This window comes from Streptomyces sp. NBC_00328 (assembly GCF_036139655.1).
Classification (GTDB): Bacteria; Actinomycetota; Actinomycetes; order Streptomycetales; family Streptomycetaceae; genus Streptomyces.
In genome coordinates, this window is the sequence record NZ_CP108013.1 from 7,702,747 (window position 1) to 7,719,979 (window position 17,233).

The window sequence follows — 17,233 nt, forward strand, 5'->3', positions numbered from 1 at the left end:
CCATGCCACGGCACACCTATCCCTGCCCGATCCGCTGGTCGGACATGGACATCTACGGGATCGTCAACAACGTCTCCTTCGTGCGCTACCTGGAGGAGGCCCGGGTCGACTTCATCTTCCGGATGGCCCCGACCGAGGGCGACGCGTTCTTCCGGGACGGCTCGGTGGTCGTCTCCCACCAGATCCGCTACCGGCGCCAGCTCGTCCACCGCCATGAGCCGGTCGACATCGAAATGTGGGTCTCGGACCTCCAGTCGGCGACGGTGACCGTCGACTACGAGGTCCGGGACGGCGACCTCGTCTACGCCACCGCCTCGACCACGATGGCCCCGTTCGACTACCGGGCGGGCCGCCCTCGTCGGCTCACGGACGCGGAGACCGGCTTCTTCGAGAAGTACCTCGACGAGACCGCGTCGGCCCGCTGACATGCGCCTGCTTCGGATCGGCCCGCAGAGCGGGGAACGGCCGTGCGCGGTCGGCCCCGATGGAGTCGTCCGCGACCTGTCGTCCTGGGTCGCGGACTGGACGGGCGAGAGCCTGGACCCGGACGTACTGCGCGAGCTGGCCGCCCGGCTGGCCCGGGAAGCCGGCACGCTGCCGGTGGCCGACCCGACCGCCGAGCGGGTCGGCCCGCCCGTCCGGCCGGGCGGGCACCTGCTGTCGATCGGCCTCAACTACCGTGCGCACGCGGCTGAGGCCGGTCTCACGCTGCCGGACGAGCCGATCGTCTCCAGCAAGGCCCCGATGACACTGGTCGGTCCCCACGACGATCTGCTGCTGCCCCCGGGCGGCGAGAAGACCGACTGGGAGGTCGAACTGGCGGTCGTCATCGGACGGCGTGCCCAGTACCTGCCCGACCGGGCGGCCGCCCCGGCCCATGTCGCGGGCTTCGCCACGGGCAACGACGTTTCCGAGCGGCGCTGGCTGCTGGAGCGCGGCGGCCAGTGGGTCAAGGGCAAGTCCTTCGAGTCCTTCAGCCCGCTGGGCCCCTTCCTGGTCACACCCGACGAGGTGCCCGACCCGCAGGACCTGCGGTTGAGCTGCAGGGTCAACGGGCGGGTCATGCAGAAAGCCTCCACCGCCGACATGGTCTTCGACGTGAGCCATCTGGTTTGGTACCTCAGCCAGTTCATGGTGCTGCACCCCGGGGACGTGATCCTCACCGGAACCCCGGGCGGGGTCGCGCTCGGCCGCCCCGACCAGCCCTACCTGCGCCCCGGCGACCTGGTCGAAGCCGAGGTCGCGGGTCTGGGCGCGCACCGCCAGCGCTGTCGCCCGGCTGTGCGACCCGGTGCCTCTGCCGACCGCCCCCGGGAGGGGGTGTGATCCAGGAACTCGTCCCCGGCCGGGTCGTGGGCTGGGACTCCTTCGAGGACCAGCCGCGGTTCACCCCACACCCGGCCGAGGCGGCGTCGCTGCGCAGCACGGCCCCGGCCCGGCGCCAGGAGTTCGCCAACGGCCGGTACTGCGCCCATCGGGCGCTGCGCCGCCTGGGCACCCCCGCCGTCGCGATCCCGGCCGGTGACCGGGGCGCGCCGCAGTGGCCGGACCAGGTGGTCGGCAGCATCACGCACTGCCCCGGCTACACCGCCGCCGTGGTCGCCCGCCGTACGCGGATCAGCGCGCTCGGCATCGACGCCGAACCTCATCTGCCGCTGCCCGAAGACGTGCTGGAGTTCGTGGCCCGCCCCGAGGAGCACGCCCGGGTCCGGCGGCTCCTCGCGGAGCGGCCCGGCCTGCGCTGGGACCGGCTGCTCTTCAGCGCGAAGGAGAGCGTCTACAAGACCTGGTTCCCGGTTACCGGCCGCTTCCTGGGCTTCCACGAGGCCGGGATCCGCATCGACCCGGAGGCGGGCACCTTCAGCGCGCGGATCCCGGACCCCGGCGGGACCGGGCCGGGGCTCCCCGAGGAGCTGACCGGCCGCTGGCGGGTCAGTGGCGATCTGGTCGTCACCGCAATTGCCGTACCGGCTCCGGAAGGGGAGCGATAAAAGATGTCCGCCCCAGAGAAGACCGCCCCGCCGAAGGCCCCGACCCTCGACTCCCACGGGCGGGTGGCCGAGCTGTACGCCACCAAGGAGCTGGCCCGCCGCGGGCCCAGCGAGCGGGCCACCGCGGCCCAGCGCGCCAAGGGCAAGCTGACCGCACGGGAACGGATCGATCTGCTCCTGGACCCCGACTCGTTCAACGAGGTCGAGCAGCTGCGCCGGCACCGGTCGGTCGGCTTCGGCATGGAGGACCGCAGGCCGCACACGGACGGGGTGATCACCGGCTGGGGCACGGTCGAGGGCCGCACCGTCTTCGTCTACGCGCACGACTTCCGGATCTTCGGCGGGGCGCTCGGCGAGGCCCACGCCAGCAAGATCCACAAGATCATGGACATGGCCATCGCGGCCGGTGCCCCGCTGGTCTCTCTGAACGACGGCGCGGGCGCCCGTATCCAGGAAGGCGTCTCGGCGTTGGCCGGATACGGCGGGATCTTCCAGCGCAACGTACGGGCCTCAGGCGTCATCCCGCAGATCTCTGTGATGCTCGGCCCGTGCGCGGGCGGCGCCGCCTACTCGCCCGCCCTGACCGACTTCGTGTTCATGGTCCGGGGCACCTCCCAGATGTTCATCACAGGCCCGGACGTGGTCAGGGCGGTCACCGGCGAAGAGGTCAGCCAGGACGGTCTCGGCGGCGCGGACGTCCACGCGGAACTGTCCGGCGTGGCCCACTTCGTCTACGACGACGAGCCGAGCTGCCTGGCCGAGGTCCGCTACCTGATCTCGTTGCTCCCTTCCAACAACAACGAACTGCCGCCCGCCGCCCCGGAGTCCGACCCGACGGACCGGCGCAGCGAAGCCCTGCTGACGCTCGTACCGGCCGAGGGCAAGCTCCCGTACGACATGCGTCACGTGATCGAGGAACTCGTCGACCACGGGGATTTCCTGGAGGTCCACGAGCGCTGGGCGCCCAACATCCAGTGCGGGCTGGCCCGGCTCGGAGGGCAGGTAGTGGGCATCGTCGCCAACCAGCCGATCGCCCTGGCCGGTGTCCTGGACATCCACGCGAGCGAGAAGGCCGCCCGCTTCGTCCGGATGTGCGACGCCTTCAACATCTCGCTGCTGACACTGGTCGACGTACCCGGCTTCCTGCCCGGCGTGGGCCAGGAGCACGGCGGGGTCATCCGGCACGGCGCCAAACTGCTGTACGCCTACTGCGAGGCCACGGTCCCCCGGGTCCAGGTGATCCTGCGCAAGGCCTACGGGGGCGCGTACATCGTCATGGACTCCCGCTCCATCGGCTGCGATCTCTCCTACGCCTGGCCCACCAACGAGATCGCCGTGATGGGCGCCGAAGGCGCCGCCAACGTCATCTTCCGGCGGCAGATCGCCGAGGCCGACGATCCGCAGGCCACGCGCGCCGCGATGGTCAAGGACTACAAGGCCGAGCTGATGCACCCCTACTACGCGGCCGAACGCGGCCTCGTCGACGACGTGATCGACCCCGCCAGAACCCGGGCGACGCTCATCCGCGCCTTCCGGATGCTGCGGACCAAGAATTCCGAGCAGCCGTCCCGCAAGCACGCCAACACACCCCTGTGACCGGCCACTTCCACAGTCCCGGAGCGTTCTGATGCCCATCACCTTCACTACCGAACCGGCCGAGCGGCTCTCTATCGCGGAGCGCGCCCGAGTGCTTGAGGCACCCGCGTTCGGCGACGTGTTCAGCGACCATATGATCAGCATCGACTGGGACCGGGAGCGCGGCTGGTACGACGCCCGGATCACGCCGTACGGACCGCTCATCCTCGACCCCTCCACCCAGGTGTTCCACTACGGCCAGGAGGTCTTCGAGGGCCTCAAGGCCTATCGCCGCCCCGACGGATCGGTGGTCACCTTCCGTCCGTACGCCAACGCCGCCCGCCTCAACCGCTCCTGCGAGCGCATGGCCATGCCACCACTGCCCGAGGCGACCTTCGTCGAGGCCCTGGAACTCCTGGTCACCACCGACCGGGACTGGGTGCCGGAGCAGCCGGGCCACAGCCTCTACCTACGCCCCTTCATGATCGCCACGCAGCGCACGATCGGCTTCTACGGCCCGTCCAGCGCCTACCGGTTCATGGTGATCGCCTCCCCGGCCGCTGCGTACTTCAAGGCCGGGGCCAAGCCGCTGACGGTCTGGCTCTCCGAGGACTACACCCGCGCCGCCCCCGGCGGCACCGGCGAGGCCAAGTGCGGCGGTAACTACGCCGGCACCCTGGTGGCCCAGGCGCAGGCCCAGGAGATGGGCTGTGACCAGGTGGTCTGGCTGGACTCCGCCGAGCGTCGCTGGGTCGACGAGATGGGCACCAGCAACATGTTCTTCGTCTACGGCGACCGGCTGGTCACCCCGGAGCTGTCCGGCTCCCTGCTGTCCGGCATCACCCGGGACTCCGTCCTCACCCTGGCCGCCGAACTGGGCTACACAGCCGAGGAGGGGCGGATCGGCGTGGCGGACTGGCGGGCCGACGCCGAGTCGGGCCGCCTCACCGAGGTGTTTTCCTGCGGCACCTCCTCCATGATCACCTCGGTCGGCGAGGTCAAGAGCAAGGACGGCGGCTGGACGATCGGCGGCGGCAAGCCCGGCCCGGTCACCGCCCGGCTGCGTGCGGAACTGTCCGGGATCCAGTCCGGCGAGCGGCCCGACCCGTTCGGCTGGGTCCACAAGATTGCCTGATCCGCGGTCCCCCAGACACATCAGAGATGATCCGAGCAAAGGTGCGCTGAACCGATGAGCCGTTCCGTCCTGGTCACCGGAGGAAACCGGGGCATTGGCCTCGCCGTTGCCCTCGCCTTCGCCGAAGCCGGCGACAAGGTCGCGCTGACCTACCGCTCCGGCGAGCCGCCGGAGGCCGCGCTCCGGCTCGGCTGCCTCGCCGTGCGGTGCGACGTCACCGACTCCGCGCAGGTCGAGAAGGCCTACCACGAGGTCGAGGAAGCGCACGGCCCGGTCGAGGTGCTCGTGGCCAACGCGGGTATCACGCGGGACCAGCTGGTCCTGCGTATGGCCGAGGAGGACTTCGCCGCGGTCCTGGACACCAACGTGATGGGGGCGTTCCGGATCGTCAAGCACGCCGCCACCGGCATGGTGGAGGCCCGTCGGGGCCGGATCGTCCTGATCTCCTCCGTGGTGGGCCTGCTCGGTGCGGCGGGGCAGGCCAACTACGCGGCCTCCAAGGCCGGTCTGGTCGGCTTCGCCCGCTCGGTCGCCCGCGAACTGGGCTCGCGCGGGATCACCTGCAATCTGGTGGCGCCCGGTTTCGTCGAGACCGACATGACGAGGGCACTGAGCGAAAAGCAGCGCGCCGCGTTCCTGGGCAAAGTGCCGCTGGCGCGCAGCGCGGAGCCGGAGGAGATCGCCGCCGCCGTGCGCTTCCTCGCCTCCGAGGAAGCCGGGTACATCACCGGAGCCGTCATCCCTGTGGACGGCGGCCTCGGCATGGGGCACTGAGCCCGTCGTGTGTCCCCGGCCCGAGGGCCGAAGTCAGAGGTGCTCGGAGACCAGCACCGCAGTGGTGCCGGTCTCCAGCGCCTGGAAGACGTGCGGGACGTCGGCCGGGTAGCCGATGTAGTCGCCCGGCAGAAGTTCCACCGGTTCCTGCGCGGTCCCGACCAGCGCCCGGCCCGTACCGATCACCACGTGTTCCACCACGCCCGGCATGTGCGGGGCGGACGAACGCTGCGGACCGGGTTCGGCGGCGATGCTGTAGACGTCTCGCCGGGCCCCGGGCGGGGACGCGGCCAGCAGGGTGGCCCGGTAGTCGGCCTCGGCCGAGACCACGGCCGGCCCCTGGCCCGCCCGGATCACCTGGACCGCGGGTCGGGAGGCGGCCAGCAGCCGGGAGAACGGGATCTCCAGGACCACGCAGAGCGCCCAGAGGGTCTCCAGGCTGGGGTTCCCGGCACCCGATTCGAGCTGGGAGAGCGTGGACTTGGCCAGTCCGGCGCGGCGGGCCACCTCGGTGAGGGAGAGCCCGGCCCGGACACGCTCCGCGCGCAGGGAGGCGGCGATCGCTTCGAGCGGCGGCTTGAGCGGGAGGTCGGCTTCGGACACGAGATGTTCGCTCCAATGGTCAATCGTTCGCCTTGACGAACACTTCCTTACCGTTCACTATAAACGCCATGCGTTCGTTATGGAAAACTCTCAGTCGTGCCCAATGGCGTGACATCGCGCTCGTCTGCCTCGCGGTGGGCGTCATCGGCCTGTCGTACGGCGCCATCGCGGTCACCTCGGGCTTCGCCTGGTGGTTCCCGGTCCTCATGGGCGCGCTCGTCCTCGCCGCCTCCTCCGAGTTCCTGTTCGTCGGGATCATCGCCGCCGGAGGCAGTCCGATTGCCGCCCTGCTGGCCGGACTCCTGGTCAACGCCCGGCACGTGCCGTTCGGCCTGGCCGTCCCCGACGTCCTCGGCCGCGGCTGGAAGGGCCTGCTCGGCACACACCTGATGAACGACGAGACCGTCGTCTTCGCCATCGCCCAGGACGGACTCCCGCGCAAGCGGGCCGCATACTGGGCCTGCGGGCTCGGCATCCTGATCTGCTGGCCGACCGGGGCCGCGCTGGGCGCCCTGCTGGGCGGCGTCGTCCACGACACCGACGCCCTCGGCCTGGACGCCATGTTCCCCGCAGTGATCCTGGCGCTGATCCTGCCCGCCCTGAAACAGCGCGAGTTGCGGCTGACCTCCCTGGCCGGAGTGGTCCTGGCGCTGGCCTCCACCGCCTTCCTCCCCGCCGGACTCCCGGTGCTGGTCGCCCTGGTCGCCCTGGCCGCCCTGCCGCTCTTCACCGTCGCCGCGGCGACGGGGGAAGCCGACCAAGGAGCCGGCCGATGAAGAACGCCGTCCCGACGCTCATCGCGATGCTGGCCCTCGCGGGGGGCACCTTCCTGCTCCGGCTCGCCGGACCGGCCCTGCGGGCCCGGATCACCTTCCCGGAGCGGGCGGAGGAACTGCTGGAGGCCTCCGCCGTCGTCCTGCTCGCGGCCCTGACGGCCACGGCCGCGCTCGCCGAAGGACACGGGTTCGCGGGCCTGGCCCGCCCGATCGGCGTGGCGGTGGGCGGCATACTCGCCTGGCGCAAGGCCCCGTTCCTCCTCGTCGTATTCGCCGCCGCCGGTGCGGCCGCCCTGCTCCGGCTCGCCGGAGTGCGCTGACCGGCGGCCGTCCAGGCGGAATATTCCGCACCGAACCCACAACGCGGAAAACGATTTTCCGCAGATCTTTACGGCGAATTCAAGCCACTCTCATCTCACATGGTGGATTACGGGTTGTCCGCCAATATCGGCCGTCAGTACGCTGCGGACGAACCATGATCCAAACCGTGAGCCACGCTCATCACCGCAGGTGAATCGGTTCAGGCGGGCTGCATCGCGGCCATGACCCCTGTCGGGATCACCTCGTGCACGGTTCCGGTAAACATACCCCACGTTTCGCTTTGCCGACGCTTAGGCAGTCGGCTGAATTTCGGCCGTCGGCAGGCAAAAGAAGTCCTGCCGGTTTCCATGGGTAACCTGAAATACTTTTCTCCGGATTTCGCCAAGCCTCGACTGGCCGACCGCTGCGGTCTCATTCCACCCCCGTACTTAAAGCAGGAGTACCCGAACACGATGAGCATTACCGACACCCTCGGCTCACCCGTCCGGAAGACCCATGTCCCTCCGGACCGCCCAGTCCTCACCCGCGACCACGCCTGGGACACGGTGATGCGCCGGGTCCCGCTGCTCTCCGAGCGTGAACTGGACGTGTTCCACCTGCTGGCGAAGGGGGCGTCGAACCGGACCATCTCGACACGGCTCGCCATCACCGAACGCACCGCCAAGGCCCATGTTGCGCAGATCCTGGCCAAGCTCGACGTGGAGTCCCGGTTACAGGCGGGGATCGTCGCCTTCGCCTGGGAGACCTTCAGTCGGGGCGGCGGAACCTCGGCCTGCCTCTCCCCGTACCTGCTGCTTCCCGCCTGACCGGCCGCGTGCGGGTCCGGAGGTCCGCACGCGGGGCCGGGGGCCAGCCCTCCTCCCGCTCCACCGGAAGCCACAGCTCGGCGCCGACCTCCCCCTCCGGCCTTGCCCGCCGCCGGACGGACGCTGAGGATCTCGGGCCCTGCCCGGCCGCGGTACGGGTTGGACGGGAACCACTGGGTGAACACGTCCCGCCACAGGTGCTGGATGGCCTCCGGCGCCGGACCGGAGGTGGCGAAGACCGCCCAGGTGTCGGCCGGGACGGGCAAGGTCGTCATCTGCGGCGCTGGGGATTGTCGTTCCAGCGGCCCGACAAGACGAAGACAACGTTTGGCCTGCGAACAGGGCCATAGGGGCTCTGCCCCGACATCCGGGGCGGAGTCTTTGCGCGTTGGAAGGGGAATCCGCTGCGCGCGAGTTCGAGACCCCTTTCTGCGCTGGCGAGATCGCCTCCCATGTCTTCGATCTGCTGCCTTGTGGCCTTGTTGAGGACGTGTTGGGGACGCAAGGATAGGAACAGGCTGACAAGAGCCGAGAAGCACCACCACAGATGATGGCGTCTGACCTGCTGAAACGTCATGGATGAGCGTTGATCGGCAAGGGTCGCCAAGATCCTCAAAGGACACCGAGTTCGCCGGGCGCGGGGTTCGGGACCAGCCCGGCTCACCGTGGTCGTCGATGTCAGCGGAACAGCTTTGGCGCCGGGCAGATCTGGAGCGGCTCGTCCGGCCGGCCCCACCCGACATGCCGTCCGGCGCATTTCCCCCGTGACCGGCAGGTTCGGCGGCTTCGTTCTCCCGCTTGGAGAGGGCGAGGCCGCCGGACGTCATGAGCCGGCAATCCTTGGCCGGGGCGGCGTCAGTTCTTGCTGTTGTCCACGATCACCGGAGTGCCGTTCGAGTCCGTGCCACACGGCACCGCGTACACCGGGTGGGCCTTCGCGGCTTCCTTGTACGCCTCGAGGCACTGGTTGTACAGCACCTTGTCGCTCAGCGACCGCTCGATGATCTTGTTGGCACCGGCGATGCCCTCCGCCTCGATCCGCTTGCGCTCCGCCTCCGCCTTGGCCGTCCGCGCCGCCTCGGTGGCCCGCTCGGTGGCCTGCTCCTGCTGGATCTTCTTGTCGATCTGGTCCTGCAGCTTCTCCGACGGCCTCACATTGCGCAGGTTGACGGAAGTGACGTCGATGCCGCGCGGTGCCAGTCGCTCGTTGACGAGATCGGCGATCTCCGTGCTGATCTGCTCGCGGGCGGACGCGTAACCTTCCTCGCTGGTGTGCTTCGCGAAGACGTTGCGGATGATCTCGCGGCTGTCCGGCAGCACCAGCCGCTCCTCGACGGCTTCCTCGTTGCCCGCCAGCCGGTACAGCGCGACGGCCTTGGCCGGCACCACGGCCCACTTGATGGTGACGTCCGCGTAGAGCACGCCGCCCTGCGAGGAGCGGACCTCCACCACGTCCTTGTCCTTGAGGTCGAGGTCCACCGGGCGGGTCGAGAAGGACGTGACGTCGGTGAACGGTGACTTGAAGTGCATGCCCGAGGTCAGCGGTGTGCCGAGCTTGCCGAAGGTGACCGGCACGCCGACCTCGTAGGCGCTCACGACATGGATGCAGGCGAAGGCGCCTGCCAGCACACCCGCAAGGGCGCTGAGCGCCGCCCCGAGCTTCCAGTGGCCCGCGGGAGTGCGGCCGCGGCCGACGAGAAGGAGCACTACCGCAACTATGAGCAGCAGGATGGACAGCACGAACACAGGTATCCCCCTCCGGAAACGTGACCGCGCCTCCTGGGGCGCGGCACCGGCGCATCGTAGCGATCTCGGGTGTCGGGTACATGACCCGAGCCGGGCAAGAACCGCCGGCTCCGGTACCGGTCTCCTCCACGGAGTCAGGGGCGACGACAAGCCGTGACGAGAACCGGAGCGACGAGAACTCAGGGCCGGCCGGGACGGGAGTGGGCGCACACGCCCCCACCTCACCCGGACGACCGGAACTCTTTGCTCCGCTTCCCGCGTTCTCACGGCGTGACTCTTCAGCAAGAAATCGTCGGCAGCGCCATGCAGATGGCGGTCGTCAACCTGCGCCTCGGCCAGACCGTGTACTGCGAAGCGGGAAAGTTCCTGTTCAAGACCACCAACGTGACCATGGAGACGCGGCTCTCCGGACCGTCGGGCGGCGGTGGGGGCGGGCAGCAGGGCGGCGGAGGCGGCAGGGGCGGCCTGCTGCGCCAGGCCGTGGGCACGGCCATGCAGACAGGTCAGCGCGCCCTCGCGGGCGAGTCGCTGGCGTTCCAGTACTTCACGTCGACGGGCGGCGAGGGCACCGTCGGTTTCGCGGGCGTGCTGCCAGGCGAGATGCGCGCCCTGGAGCTCGACGGCACGCGCGCGTGGTTCGCCGAGAAGGACGCGTTCGTGGCGGCGGAGTCGACCGTGCAGTTCGGCATCGCCTTCCAGGGCGGGCGGACCGGGCGCAGCGGCGGCGAGGGATTCGTCCTGGAGAAGTTCACCGGCCAGGGCACGGTGATCATCGCGGGCGCGGGCAACTTCATCGACCTGAACCCGGCCGACTTCGGCGGACGCATCGAGGTCGACACGGGCTGCGTGGTCGCCTTCGAGGACGGCATCCAGTACGGCGTCCAGCGGATCGGCGGACTCAACCGGCAGGGTCTGATGAACGCGGTCTTCGGCGGCGAGGGCCTGTCGCTGGCCACCCTGGAGGGCAACGGACGGGTGATCCTTCAGTCCCTCACCATCGAGAGCCTCGCCAACGCCCTGAGAAAGGCCCAGGGTGGCGACAAGCAGGGCCCGACGGGCGGACTGTTCTCGACCGGCGCGGGGTGAGTCCCGGCCCGCACGGGGCACGCCGTCGACCGGAACGGGGTGCGAGTCCCGTGCGGGGCGCGGGACCGGTGGAAGGATGCAGGGCGTTTTCGTCGCGGACCGATGAGTTGCGGGCGCCGGTGGGGTCTGTCCTGATGGCAGCAGACCCCACCGTAAGGAAGCAGGCACCGTCATGGGCAAGCTCACCCTCACCGCGTTCGTCAGTATCGACGGAGTGCACCAGGCGCCGGGCGGTCCCGAGGAGGACCCCAGCGGCGGCTTCGGCCAGGGCGGCTGGAGCGTTCCCTTCGGCGACGACGACTTCTTGCGCTTCGTCGTCGACAACTTCTCCCACGTCGACGCGTTCCTGCTGGGCAGGCGTACGTACGAGATCTTCGCGGGCTACTGGCCGAAGATGACCGACCCGGCCGACCCGATCGCCTCCAAGCTGAACGCGCTGCCCAAGTACGTCGTCTCCTCGACGATCACCGAGCCCGCCTGGGAGGGCACGACCGTGATCACCGGCGACCTCGGCAAAGAGGTCACCGCCCTCAAGGAGCGCACCGAGGGCGAGCTCCAGATCCACGGCAGCGCCGTCCTCGCCCAGTCCCTCCTCGCGCTCGGTCTGATCGACATCCTGCACGTGATGACCTTCCCCGTGCTCCTCGGTGAGGGCCGCCGCCTCTTCGCCGAGGGCGCCGCCCCCACCGCGTTCCGCCGCACCGGCGGGACGATCACCGGTGCCGGCGTCGCGATCAACACGTACGAGAGCGAAGGCCGGCCGACGTACGGCAGTTACTAGGAGCGCGGGCGGCTCGCGGTCGGCCTTCGTCGGACGGGGGCCGACCGTCGGCCGCCGAGGGTCGACCGCTGTCCGCCGAGGGTCGACCGCTGTCCGCCGAGGGTCGACCGCCGGGCCGCCTTCGGTGAAGGCCGCCGGCCGACCCCTGTGTGACACATCGACTCCCAGAAAATTCCCCGGAGTTCACCGGAGAAATCAACGCGCTTGACATTGACATGTCATCTACGCGCATCATCCTGGGTTCATGAGATTCCCCCCACGAACCACCCGTATCGGCGCCCTCGTGGCCCTCATGTCCGCTCTGCTCATCGGCGGCACCGCCGTGGCTCCGGCCGACGCGGCGGCGGCCTCCGTCGGCAGCATCTGTTACGGCGCGCTGCCGTCCCAGGCGTACGACACGCTGGACCTGATCGACTCGGGCGGCCCCTTCCCGTACTCGCAGGACGGTGCCGTCTTCCAGAACAGGGAGAGCGTGCTGCCCGCCCAGTCCACCGGCTACTACCACGAGTACACGGTCAAGACGCCCGGCTCCTCGACACGGGGTGCCCGTCGCATCGTGACCGGCAAGAAGACCCTGGAGGACTACTACACCGCGGACCACTACGTCACGTTCAAGCTGATCAACTTCGGTTGCTGATCCAGGCTGCCGGACGCCTGATCGCTGTTCACCCGGGCTCGGGTCCCGACCGTGCAGTCGGCCGGTGACCTCCTGGACCAGACCGAGGACGCCCTGAACGAGGGCGGCGAGACCGCATCTCCAGCACCTGTTTCATGGGACGACCCTCGCCCCGCGGACCCCCCCATGCGCATCGGCCGCGGGGCGAGGCATGTCCGGCCGAAGCCGCAGGGCGCCGTTCCCCGTCGGACGAAAGTCCGAAGCGTGCCGACTTCGGTCGCCGACTTGGCTCGCGGAGAGGTGGCGGCGGGTTCGGCTGCGTAGATTTGTCGACCGTGAGTGGTGACAGTCCGACACCCGAGCCGCGTGACGTTCCAGCGCCGGTCCTGACCGCCCGGCGCTGGCTCCTGCCGTCGGCCGTGGCCGCGGACCTCGACCCCGACGCCCAGCACGCCGGACCCTCCGGACGGCCCCGGCGCACCGTGCGCGACTGGGTCGTCGACTTCGGCTGCTTCCTGCTGGCCGTCGCCATCGGCCTCGCGGCCGCGAACACCCTCACCGACGACCCGAACGTCCCGCACGCGCTCGCCGTCGCCGACCAGCTCATCGGCGCGCTCGCCTGTGCGGCGGTCTGGCTGCGCCGGCGCTGGCCGCTGGGCCTGGCCGTCGCCATGATCCCCGTCGGCCTGGTCTCGAACACGGCGGGCGGCGCGGGACTCGTCGCCCTCTTCACCCTCGCCGTGCACCGGCCCTTCCGGTACGTGGCCTGGGTCGCGGGCGTCCAGCTCGTGCTGCTCCCGGCGTTCTTCTGGCTGCGGCCCGACCCCGAGCTGCCGTACCCCGCCGCCCTCGCCGTCACCGCGCTGCTCACCTCCGCGGTGGTCGGCTGGGGCATGGTCGTACGGTCCAAGCGCCAGCTCATGCTGAGTCTGCGGGACCGCGCGCGGCGGGCCGAGACCGAGGCGGCGCTGCGGGCCGAGCAGGCGCAGCGGCTCGCGCGCGAGGCGATCGCGCGCGAGATGCACGACGTGCTCGCGCACCGGCTCACGCTGCTGAGCGTGCACGCGGGCGCACTGGAATTCCGGCCCGACGCGCCGCGGGAGGAGGTCGCCCGGGCCGCGGGGGTGATCCGGGAGAGCGCGCACGAGGCCCTTCAGGACCTGCGCGAGATCATCGGGGTGCTGCGGGCCGGGGACTCCGACGAGGCGGGGCGGCCGCAGCCGACGCTGGCGGCGCTCGACGCGCTGGTCGCCGAGTCGCGCTCCGCCGGCGCGAAGATCGTCCTCGACAACCGGGTCGTCGACCCCGCCGCCGTGCCCGCGTCCGTGGGCCGCACCGCGTACCGCATCGCCCAGGAGGGACTGACGAACGCGCGCAAGCACGCACCGGGGGCCGAGGTCACGGTGACGGTACGGGGGTCGGCCGGCGCCGGGCTGACCGTGACCGTCGCCAACCCCGCGCCGCCGGGTCCGGTGCCGAAGGTCCCGGGGTCCGGGCAGGGGCTGATCGGGCTGACGGAGCGGGCGACGCTGGCGGGAGGGCGGCTTGAGCACGGGGTGCTGGGGGGTGGGGGGTTCCGGGTTCGGGCGTGGTTGCCGTGGGGGGCGTAGGCGGCTTGGGCGGGCGTTTGCCGTGCGGGTTCGCTGCGCCGGCGTTTGCGGTGTGGGTTCGTTGAGCTGGCCCTTGGCGGTGTCGGTCCGGTGGGGGGTCGGGGCCGTGCCGGTGCATCCGCCCGTCGCCGTTGGATCAGACGTGGGTTCGGGAGGGAGCCGCTGCTCGATCCGGGCGTAAGCGACGGGCATGTGATGTACCGGCACGGCCCCTCCCGCCGGATCCCGGCTGCGGGTGCGTCGTGGTTCAGGCCGTTCGCTGCGGGTGTGTGGTGGCTTGGGTGTCGGCCCTCACGGGCGTGATTTTCAGCCCCTCCGGCGTTTGAGGGGCGGGGTCTGGGGCGGAAGCCCCAGGGTGGGTCGGGTAGGGGCGGAGGGGGCGAAGAGCCGGTTGTAGGGCCTGCTGGACCGGGGTGGGGCGGGATCCAGCCCCTTTGGCGTTCGAGGAGCGGGGACGGGCACTGGTGAGGGCGCTCGTGCGTTGGGCGGGGTGACGGGAGGGAGAGTCGTGATCGATCTGGGGGAGTACGGAGCGCGGTTCACCGAGGATCCGCATCCGGTCTACGCCGAGTTACGCGCGCTCGGTCCTGTGCACCGGGTGCGGCTGCCGTCGCCGGACGAGACCCATGAGACCTGGCTCGTCGTCGGGTACGAGGAGGCGCGCGCCGCGCTCGCCGACCCGCGGCTGGCCAAGAACGCGGACTCGGCGGGGTTCGTGTTCTACGGAGAGGAACTGATCGGCCGGCACATGCTGTTCGCCGACCCGCCGCAGCACACCCGGCTCCGGACACTGATCGCGGGCGAGTTCACCGGCCGGCGGGTCGCGGCACTGCGCCCGCGGATCCAGGAGATCACCGACGAGCTGCTCGACGCGATGCTTCCGCGCGGGCGGGCCGACCTCGTCGAGTCCTTCGCCTATCCGCTGCCGCTGACGGTCATCTGCGAGCTGCTCGGGGTGCCCGAGCCGGACCGGGCGGCGTTCCGCGCGCTGTCCACGGAGACGGTGGCTCCCACCAGCGCCGAGAGTGAGCAGAAGGCATTCGTCCAACTCGCCGACTATCTGGGCGACCTGATCGAGGACAAGCGGTGCTCGGGTCCCACGGACGACCTGCTCAGCGGTCTCATCCGGACCACCGCCGAGGACGGTGACCGGCTCTCCGCGCGGGAGTTGCGCGGTATGGCGTTCCTGCTCCTCGTGGCCGGACACGAGACGACGGTCAACCTGATCTCCGGCACCGTCCGGGCGCTGCTCGGACATCCCGGCCAACTCGCCGCCCTGCGGGCCGACATGACGCTCCTCGACGGCACCATCGAAGAGACCCTGCGCCACGACGGGCCGGTGGAGAACGCGACCTTCCGCTATGCCGCCGAGCCGCTCGACATCGGCGGCACGGCGATCGCGGCAGGGGAAGAGGTGATGATAGGCCTCACCGCGGCCGACCGTGACGCGGCGCGCTATCCGGCGCCCGACCGCTTCGACCTCCGGCGCGAGCCCCGCGGACATCTCGCCTTCGGTCACGGCATCCATTACTGTCTGGGCGCGCCGCTGGCCCGGCTCGAAGCCCAGGTGGCTCTCCGCTCGCTGCTGGAGCGGTGCCCGGACCTGGCGCTCGACGGACCGCCGAGCGGCTGGCTGCCCGGCATGCTGATGCGAGGTGTGCGCCGAATGCCGGTGCGCTGGTGAGCGGCCCGTGCCGTGGGAGGAGCGTTGCCCGTGCTGCGTACGGCGGAGATCACCGCGGAGCTGACCGGCCTTGCGAACACCCACCATCAGCTCTACTGGCGATCCCGGCTGGAGTTCACCCTCGACTGCTTCATCTGTGAGCGGACCGGGCGGACGACGGTGTTCGAGCGCGGCGCCGAGCAGGCCCAGTGCTCCGGCAGCCGCAGTGGATTCCAGAGCCACCGCACCGCGGGCAGGATCGCGGGGTTCGACACGACGAGCGGCGGCGACCGGCTCGCGGTCCGCGCCCTGGTCGACTTCTGGTGGGCGCCCTTCACCGACACCCGGGACGACCGGAAGGCCGCCGCGCCCACCAGCCACCCCTGGGTCCGGCTGCACCTCGCCTATCACTGCCCGGAGGCGGAGGAGTCGGGGACCGGCAGCATCCAGACCAACCTGGTGCGGCCGTACCACCTGAGGTGCAAGCACTGCGACGGGCTGCTCGCGGTCGACCGCGAGACCCCGGCGGTCCGGCTCCTCGACGGCCGACGATGACGCACTCACTCCCCGTTGTTGCCCGCCCCTCTCGGCGGAGGGAGAGAGCCGGAGGAAAGGGGGCCAGTGGGGGCGCGGTGTGCGCCCTGGCTCAGAGCCTGCCGCCCGGGATCTCCGCCGGGGAGACCGCGCGTCGCTCGCGCCGCGACAGCTCGCAGGCCTCGGCGATGCGCAGCGCCTCCAGTGCCTCGCGGCCGTCGCAGGGGTTGGCGCGCTCGCCGCGGACCACCTCCACGAAAGCGGCGAGCTCCGCCTCGTACGCGGGGCCGAAGCGTTCCAGGAAGCCTGTCCACGGTTTGTCCGCGGGCGGCGGTCCGGCAGGTTCGGTCGAGGCGATCGGCGTACGGTCGTCCAGGCCGACGGCGATCTGGTCCAGCTCGCCGGAGAGCTCCATGCGGACGTCGTAGCCCGCGCCGTTCATGCGGGTGGCCGTCGCCGTCGCGAGCATGCCGTCGTCGAAGGTGAGGACGGCCGCCCCGGTGTCGATGTCGTTCGCCTCGCGGAACATCGGGGGCCCGGCGTCGGAGCCGGTCGCGTACACCTGGACGACCTCACGGCCGCTGACCCAGCGCAGCATGTCGAAGTCGTGGATCAGGCAGTCGCGGTAGAGCCCTCCGGAGAGCGGGAGGTAGTCGGCCGGAGGCGGCGACTGGTCCGACGTCATCGCGCGAACGGTGTGCAGCCGGCCGAGCCGGCCCGAGCGCACCGCCTCGCGGGCGGCCGTGTAGCCCACGTCGAAGCGGCGCTGGAATCCCATCTGCAGAACCGTTCCGGCGGCATCCACCTCGGCGAGCGCGGCCAGTGTTCCCACCAGATCGAGGGCTATGGGCTTCTCGCAGAAGACCGGGAGCCCGGAGCGTGCCGCCCGGCCGATCAGTTCGGCGTGGGCCGAGGTGGCGGCCGTGATGACCACCGCGTCCACGCCCCAGGTGAAGATCTCGTTCACGGTGGGCGCCGCCGTCGCGCCCAGCCGGTCCGCCAGCCGCTGAGCCCGTGCGGGATCCGCGTCCGTGACGATGAGAGAGCCGCCGACCTCACGGTGGCGGCTGAGAGTGGCCGCATGAAATGTACCGATACGGCCCGCTCCGATGAGTCCGATGCGCATGGGAACAAACTGAGGGGCCACCCGTCGCGCTGTCAATGGTTTGTCCGGACAATCGAACTTCACAACTTCCCGTCAACATCTCCCGGAGCT

At 70.6% G+C, this 17,233-nt stretch carries 18 protein-coding genes and 1 pseudogene; 15 read left to right on the forward strand and 4 right to left on the reverse strand.

Annotated features, from left to right (window positions below; translation table 11 throughout):
- Positions 1-2: 2 nt before the first annotated feature.
- The 6 genes from OG485_RS33600 to fabG are packed head-to-tail and all read left to right on the forward strand — an operon-like array spanning position 3 to position 5,475.
- The gene (locus OG485_RS33600; protein ID WP_328672336.1) at positions 3-425 is read left to right on the forward strand and encodes an acyl-CoA thioesterase; all 423 of its coding nucleotides are present in this window, start codon (positions 3-5) and stop codon (positions 423-425) included.
- A 1-nt stretch (position 426) separates the two neighbouring features.
- A complete protein-coding gene (locus OG485_RS33605) occupies positions 427-1,326 on the forward strand; it encodes a fumarylacetoacetate hydrolase family protein (RefSeq protein ID WP_328672337.1) in 900 nt (299 codons plus the stop codon).
- The gene (locus OG485_RS33610) at positions 1,323-1,991 is read left to right on the forward strand and encodes a 4'-phosphopantetheinyl transferase family protein (protein WP_328672338.1); all 669 of its coding nucleotides are present in this window, start codon (positions 1,323-1,325) and stop codon (positions 1,989-1,991) included. The genes OG485_RS33605 and OG485_RS33610 overlap by 4 nt, the downstream gene beginning before the upstream one ends.
- A gap of 3 nt (positions 1,992-1,994) precedes the next feature.
- Positions 1,995-3,587, forward strand: coding sequence for an acyl-CoA carboxylase subunit beta (locus tag OG485_RS33615; protein ID WP_328672339.1), 1,593 nt, complete (start codon positions 1,995-1,997; stop codon positions 3,585-3,587).
- A gap of 31 nt (positions 3,588-3,618) precedes the next feature.
- Positions 3,619-4,701, forward strand: a complete 1,083-nt coding sequence (locus tag OG485_RS33620; RefSeq protein ID WP_328672340.1) for a branched-chain amino acid aminotransferase — start codon at positions 3,619-3,621, stop codon at positions 4,699-4,701.
- 54 nt (positions 4,702-4,755) lie between these two features.
- The gene (gene fabG / locus OG485_RS33625; RefSeq protein WP_328672341.1) at positions 4,756-5,475 is read left to right on the forward strand and encodes a 3-oxoacyl-[acyl-carrier-protein] reductase; all 720 of its coding nucleotides are present in this window, start codon (positions 4,756-4,758) and stop codon (positions 5,473-5,475) included.
- 33 nt (positions 5,476-5,508) lie between these two features.
- On the opposite strand, the gene OG485_RS33630 is transcribed toward fabG, so the two are convergent.
- Entirely contained in the window at positions 5,509-6,078 is a 570-nt protein-coding gene (locus OG485_RS33630) for a helix-turn-helix domain-containing protein (RefSeq protein WP_328672342.1), read from the reverse strand.
- Between the two features lie 68 nt (positions 6,079-6,146).
- Here OG485_RS33630 and OG485_RS33635 point away from each other — a divergent pair, with 68 nt between their 5' ends.
- The 3 genes from OG485_RS33635 (at position 6,147) to OG485_RS33645 (ending at position 7,981) form a co-directional block, all read left to right on the forward strand.
- Positions 6,147-6,854 carry an AzlC family ABC transporter permease gene (locus OG485_RS33635; RefSeq protein WP_328672343.1) on the forward strand — a complete coding sequence of 236 codons (708 nt, stop codon included), beginning with the start codon at positions 6,147-6,149 and terminating at the stop codon, positions 6,852-6,854.
- Entirely contained in the window at positions 6,851-7,174 is a 324-nt protein-coding gene (locus tag OG485_RS33640) for an AzlD domain-containing protein (RefSeq protein ID WP_328672344.1), read from the forward strand. The genes OG485_RS33635 and OG485_RS33640 overlap by 4 nt, the downstream gene beginning before the upstream one ends.
- Positions 7,175-7,627: 453 nt before the next feature.
- Complete coding sequence (locus tag OG485_RS33645; RefSeq protein ID WP_328672345.1) at positions 7,628-7,981, forward strand: LuxR C-terminal-related transcriptional regulator; 354 nt, start codon at positions 7,628-7,630, stop codon at positions 7,979-7,981.
- Between the two features lie 52 nt (positions 7,982-8,033).
- Here the strand turns inward: OG485_RS33645 and OG485_RS44085 are convergent.
- Together OG485_RS44085 and OG485_RS33655 are read right to left on the reverse strand one after the other, a co-directional pair.
- Positions 8,034-8,256 (reverse strand): annotated as a pseudogene (locus OG485_RS44085) (GyrI-like domain-containing protein); the annotation flags it as partial.
- A gap of 580 nt (positions 8,257-8,836) precedes the next feature.
- Positions 8,837-9,727, reverse strand: coding sequence for a prohibitin family protein (locus OG485_RS33655; protein WP_328672346.1), 891 nt, complete (start codon positions 9,725-9,727; stop codon positions 8,837-8,839).
- A gap of 270 nt (positions 9,728-9,997) precedes the next feature.
- Here OG485_RS33655 and OG485_RS33660 point away from each other — a divergent pair, with 270 nt between their 5' ends.
- The 6 genes from OG485_RS33660 to OG485_RS33685 all read left to right on the forward strand — a co-directional run bounded on the left by OG485_RS33660 (position 9,998) and on the right by OG485_RS33685 (position 16,038).
- Positions 9,998-10,813, forward strand: a complete 816-nt coding sequence (locus tag OG485_RS33660) for an AIM24 family protein (RefSeq protein ID WP_328672347.1) — start codon at positions 9,998-10,000, stop codon at positions 10,811-10,813.
- A gap of 172 nt (positions 10,814-10,985) precedes the next feature.
- The gene (locus OG485_RS33665; RefSeq protein WP_328672348.1) at positions 10,986-11,594 is read left to right on the forward strand and encodes a dihydrofolate reductase family protein; all 609 of its coding nucleotides are present in this window, start codon (positions 10,986-10,988) and stop codon (positions 11,592-11,594) included.
- A gap of 244 nt (positions 11,595-11,838) precedes the next feature.
- Positions 11,839-12,231, forward strand: coding sequence for a ribonuclease domain-containing protein (locus OG485_RS33670; RefSeq protein ID WP_328672349.1), 393 nt, complete (start codon positions 11,839-11,841; stop codon positions 12,229-12,231).
- A 314-nt stretch (positions 12,232-12,545) separates the two neighbouring features.
- Positions 12,546-13,820 (forward strand): sensor histidine kinase, encoded by a 1,275-nt coding sequence (locus OG485_RS33675; RefSeq protein WP_328672350.1) that lies wholly within the window; start codon positions 12,546-12,548, stop codon positions 13,818-13,820.
- Positions 13,821-14,328: 508 nt separating this feature from the next.
- Complete coding sequence (locus OG485_RS33680; RefSeq protein ID WP_328672351.1) at positions 14,329-15,504, forward strand: cytochrome P450 family protein; 1,176 nt, start codon at positions 14,329-14,331, stop codon at positions 15,502-15,504.
- Between the two features lie 30 nt (positions 15,505-15,534).
- A complete protein-coding gene (locus OG485_RS33685; protein ID WP_328672352.1) occupies positions 15,535-16,038 on the forward strand; it encodes a hypothetical protein in 504 nt (167 codons plus the stop codon).
- 91 nt (positions 16,039-16,129) lie between these two features.
- Here OG485_RS33685 and OG485_RS33690 read toward each other — a convergent pair whose 3' ends face one another.
- Positions 16,130-17,143, reverse strand: a complete 1,014-nt coding sequence (locus tag OG485_RS33690) for a Gfo/Idh/MocA family protein (protein ID WP_328672353.1) — start codon at positions 17,141-17,143, stop codon at positions 16,130-16,132.
- Positions 17,144-17,233: the final 90 nt, after the last annotated feature.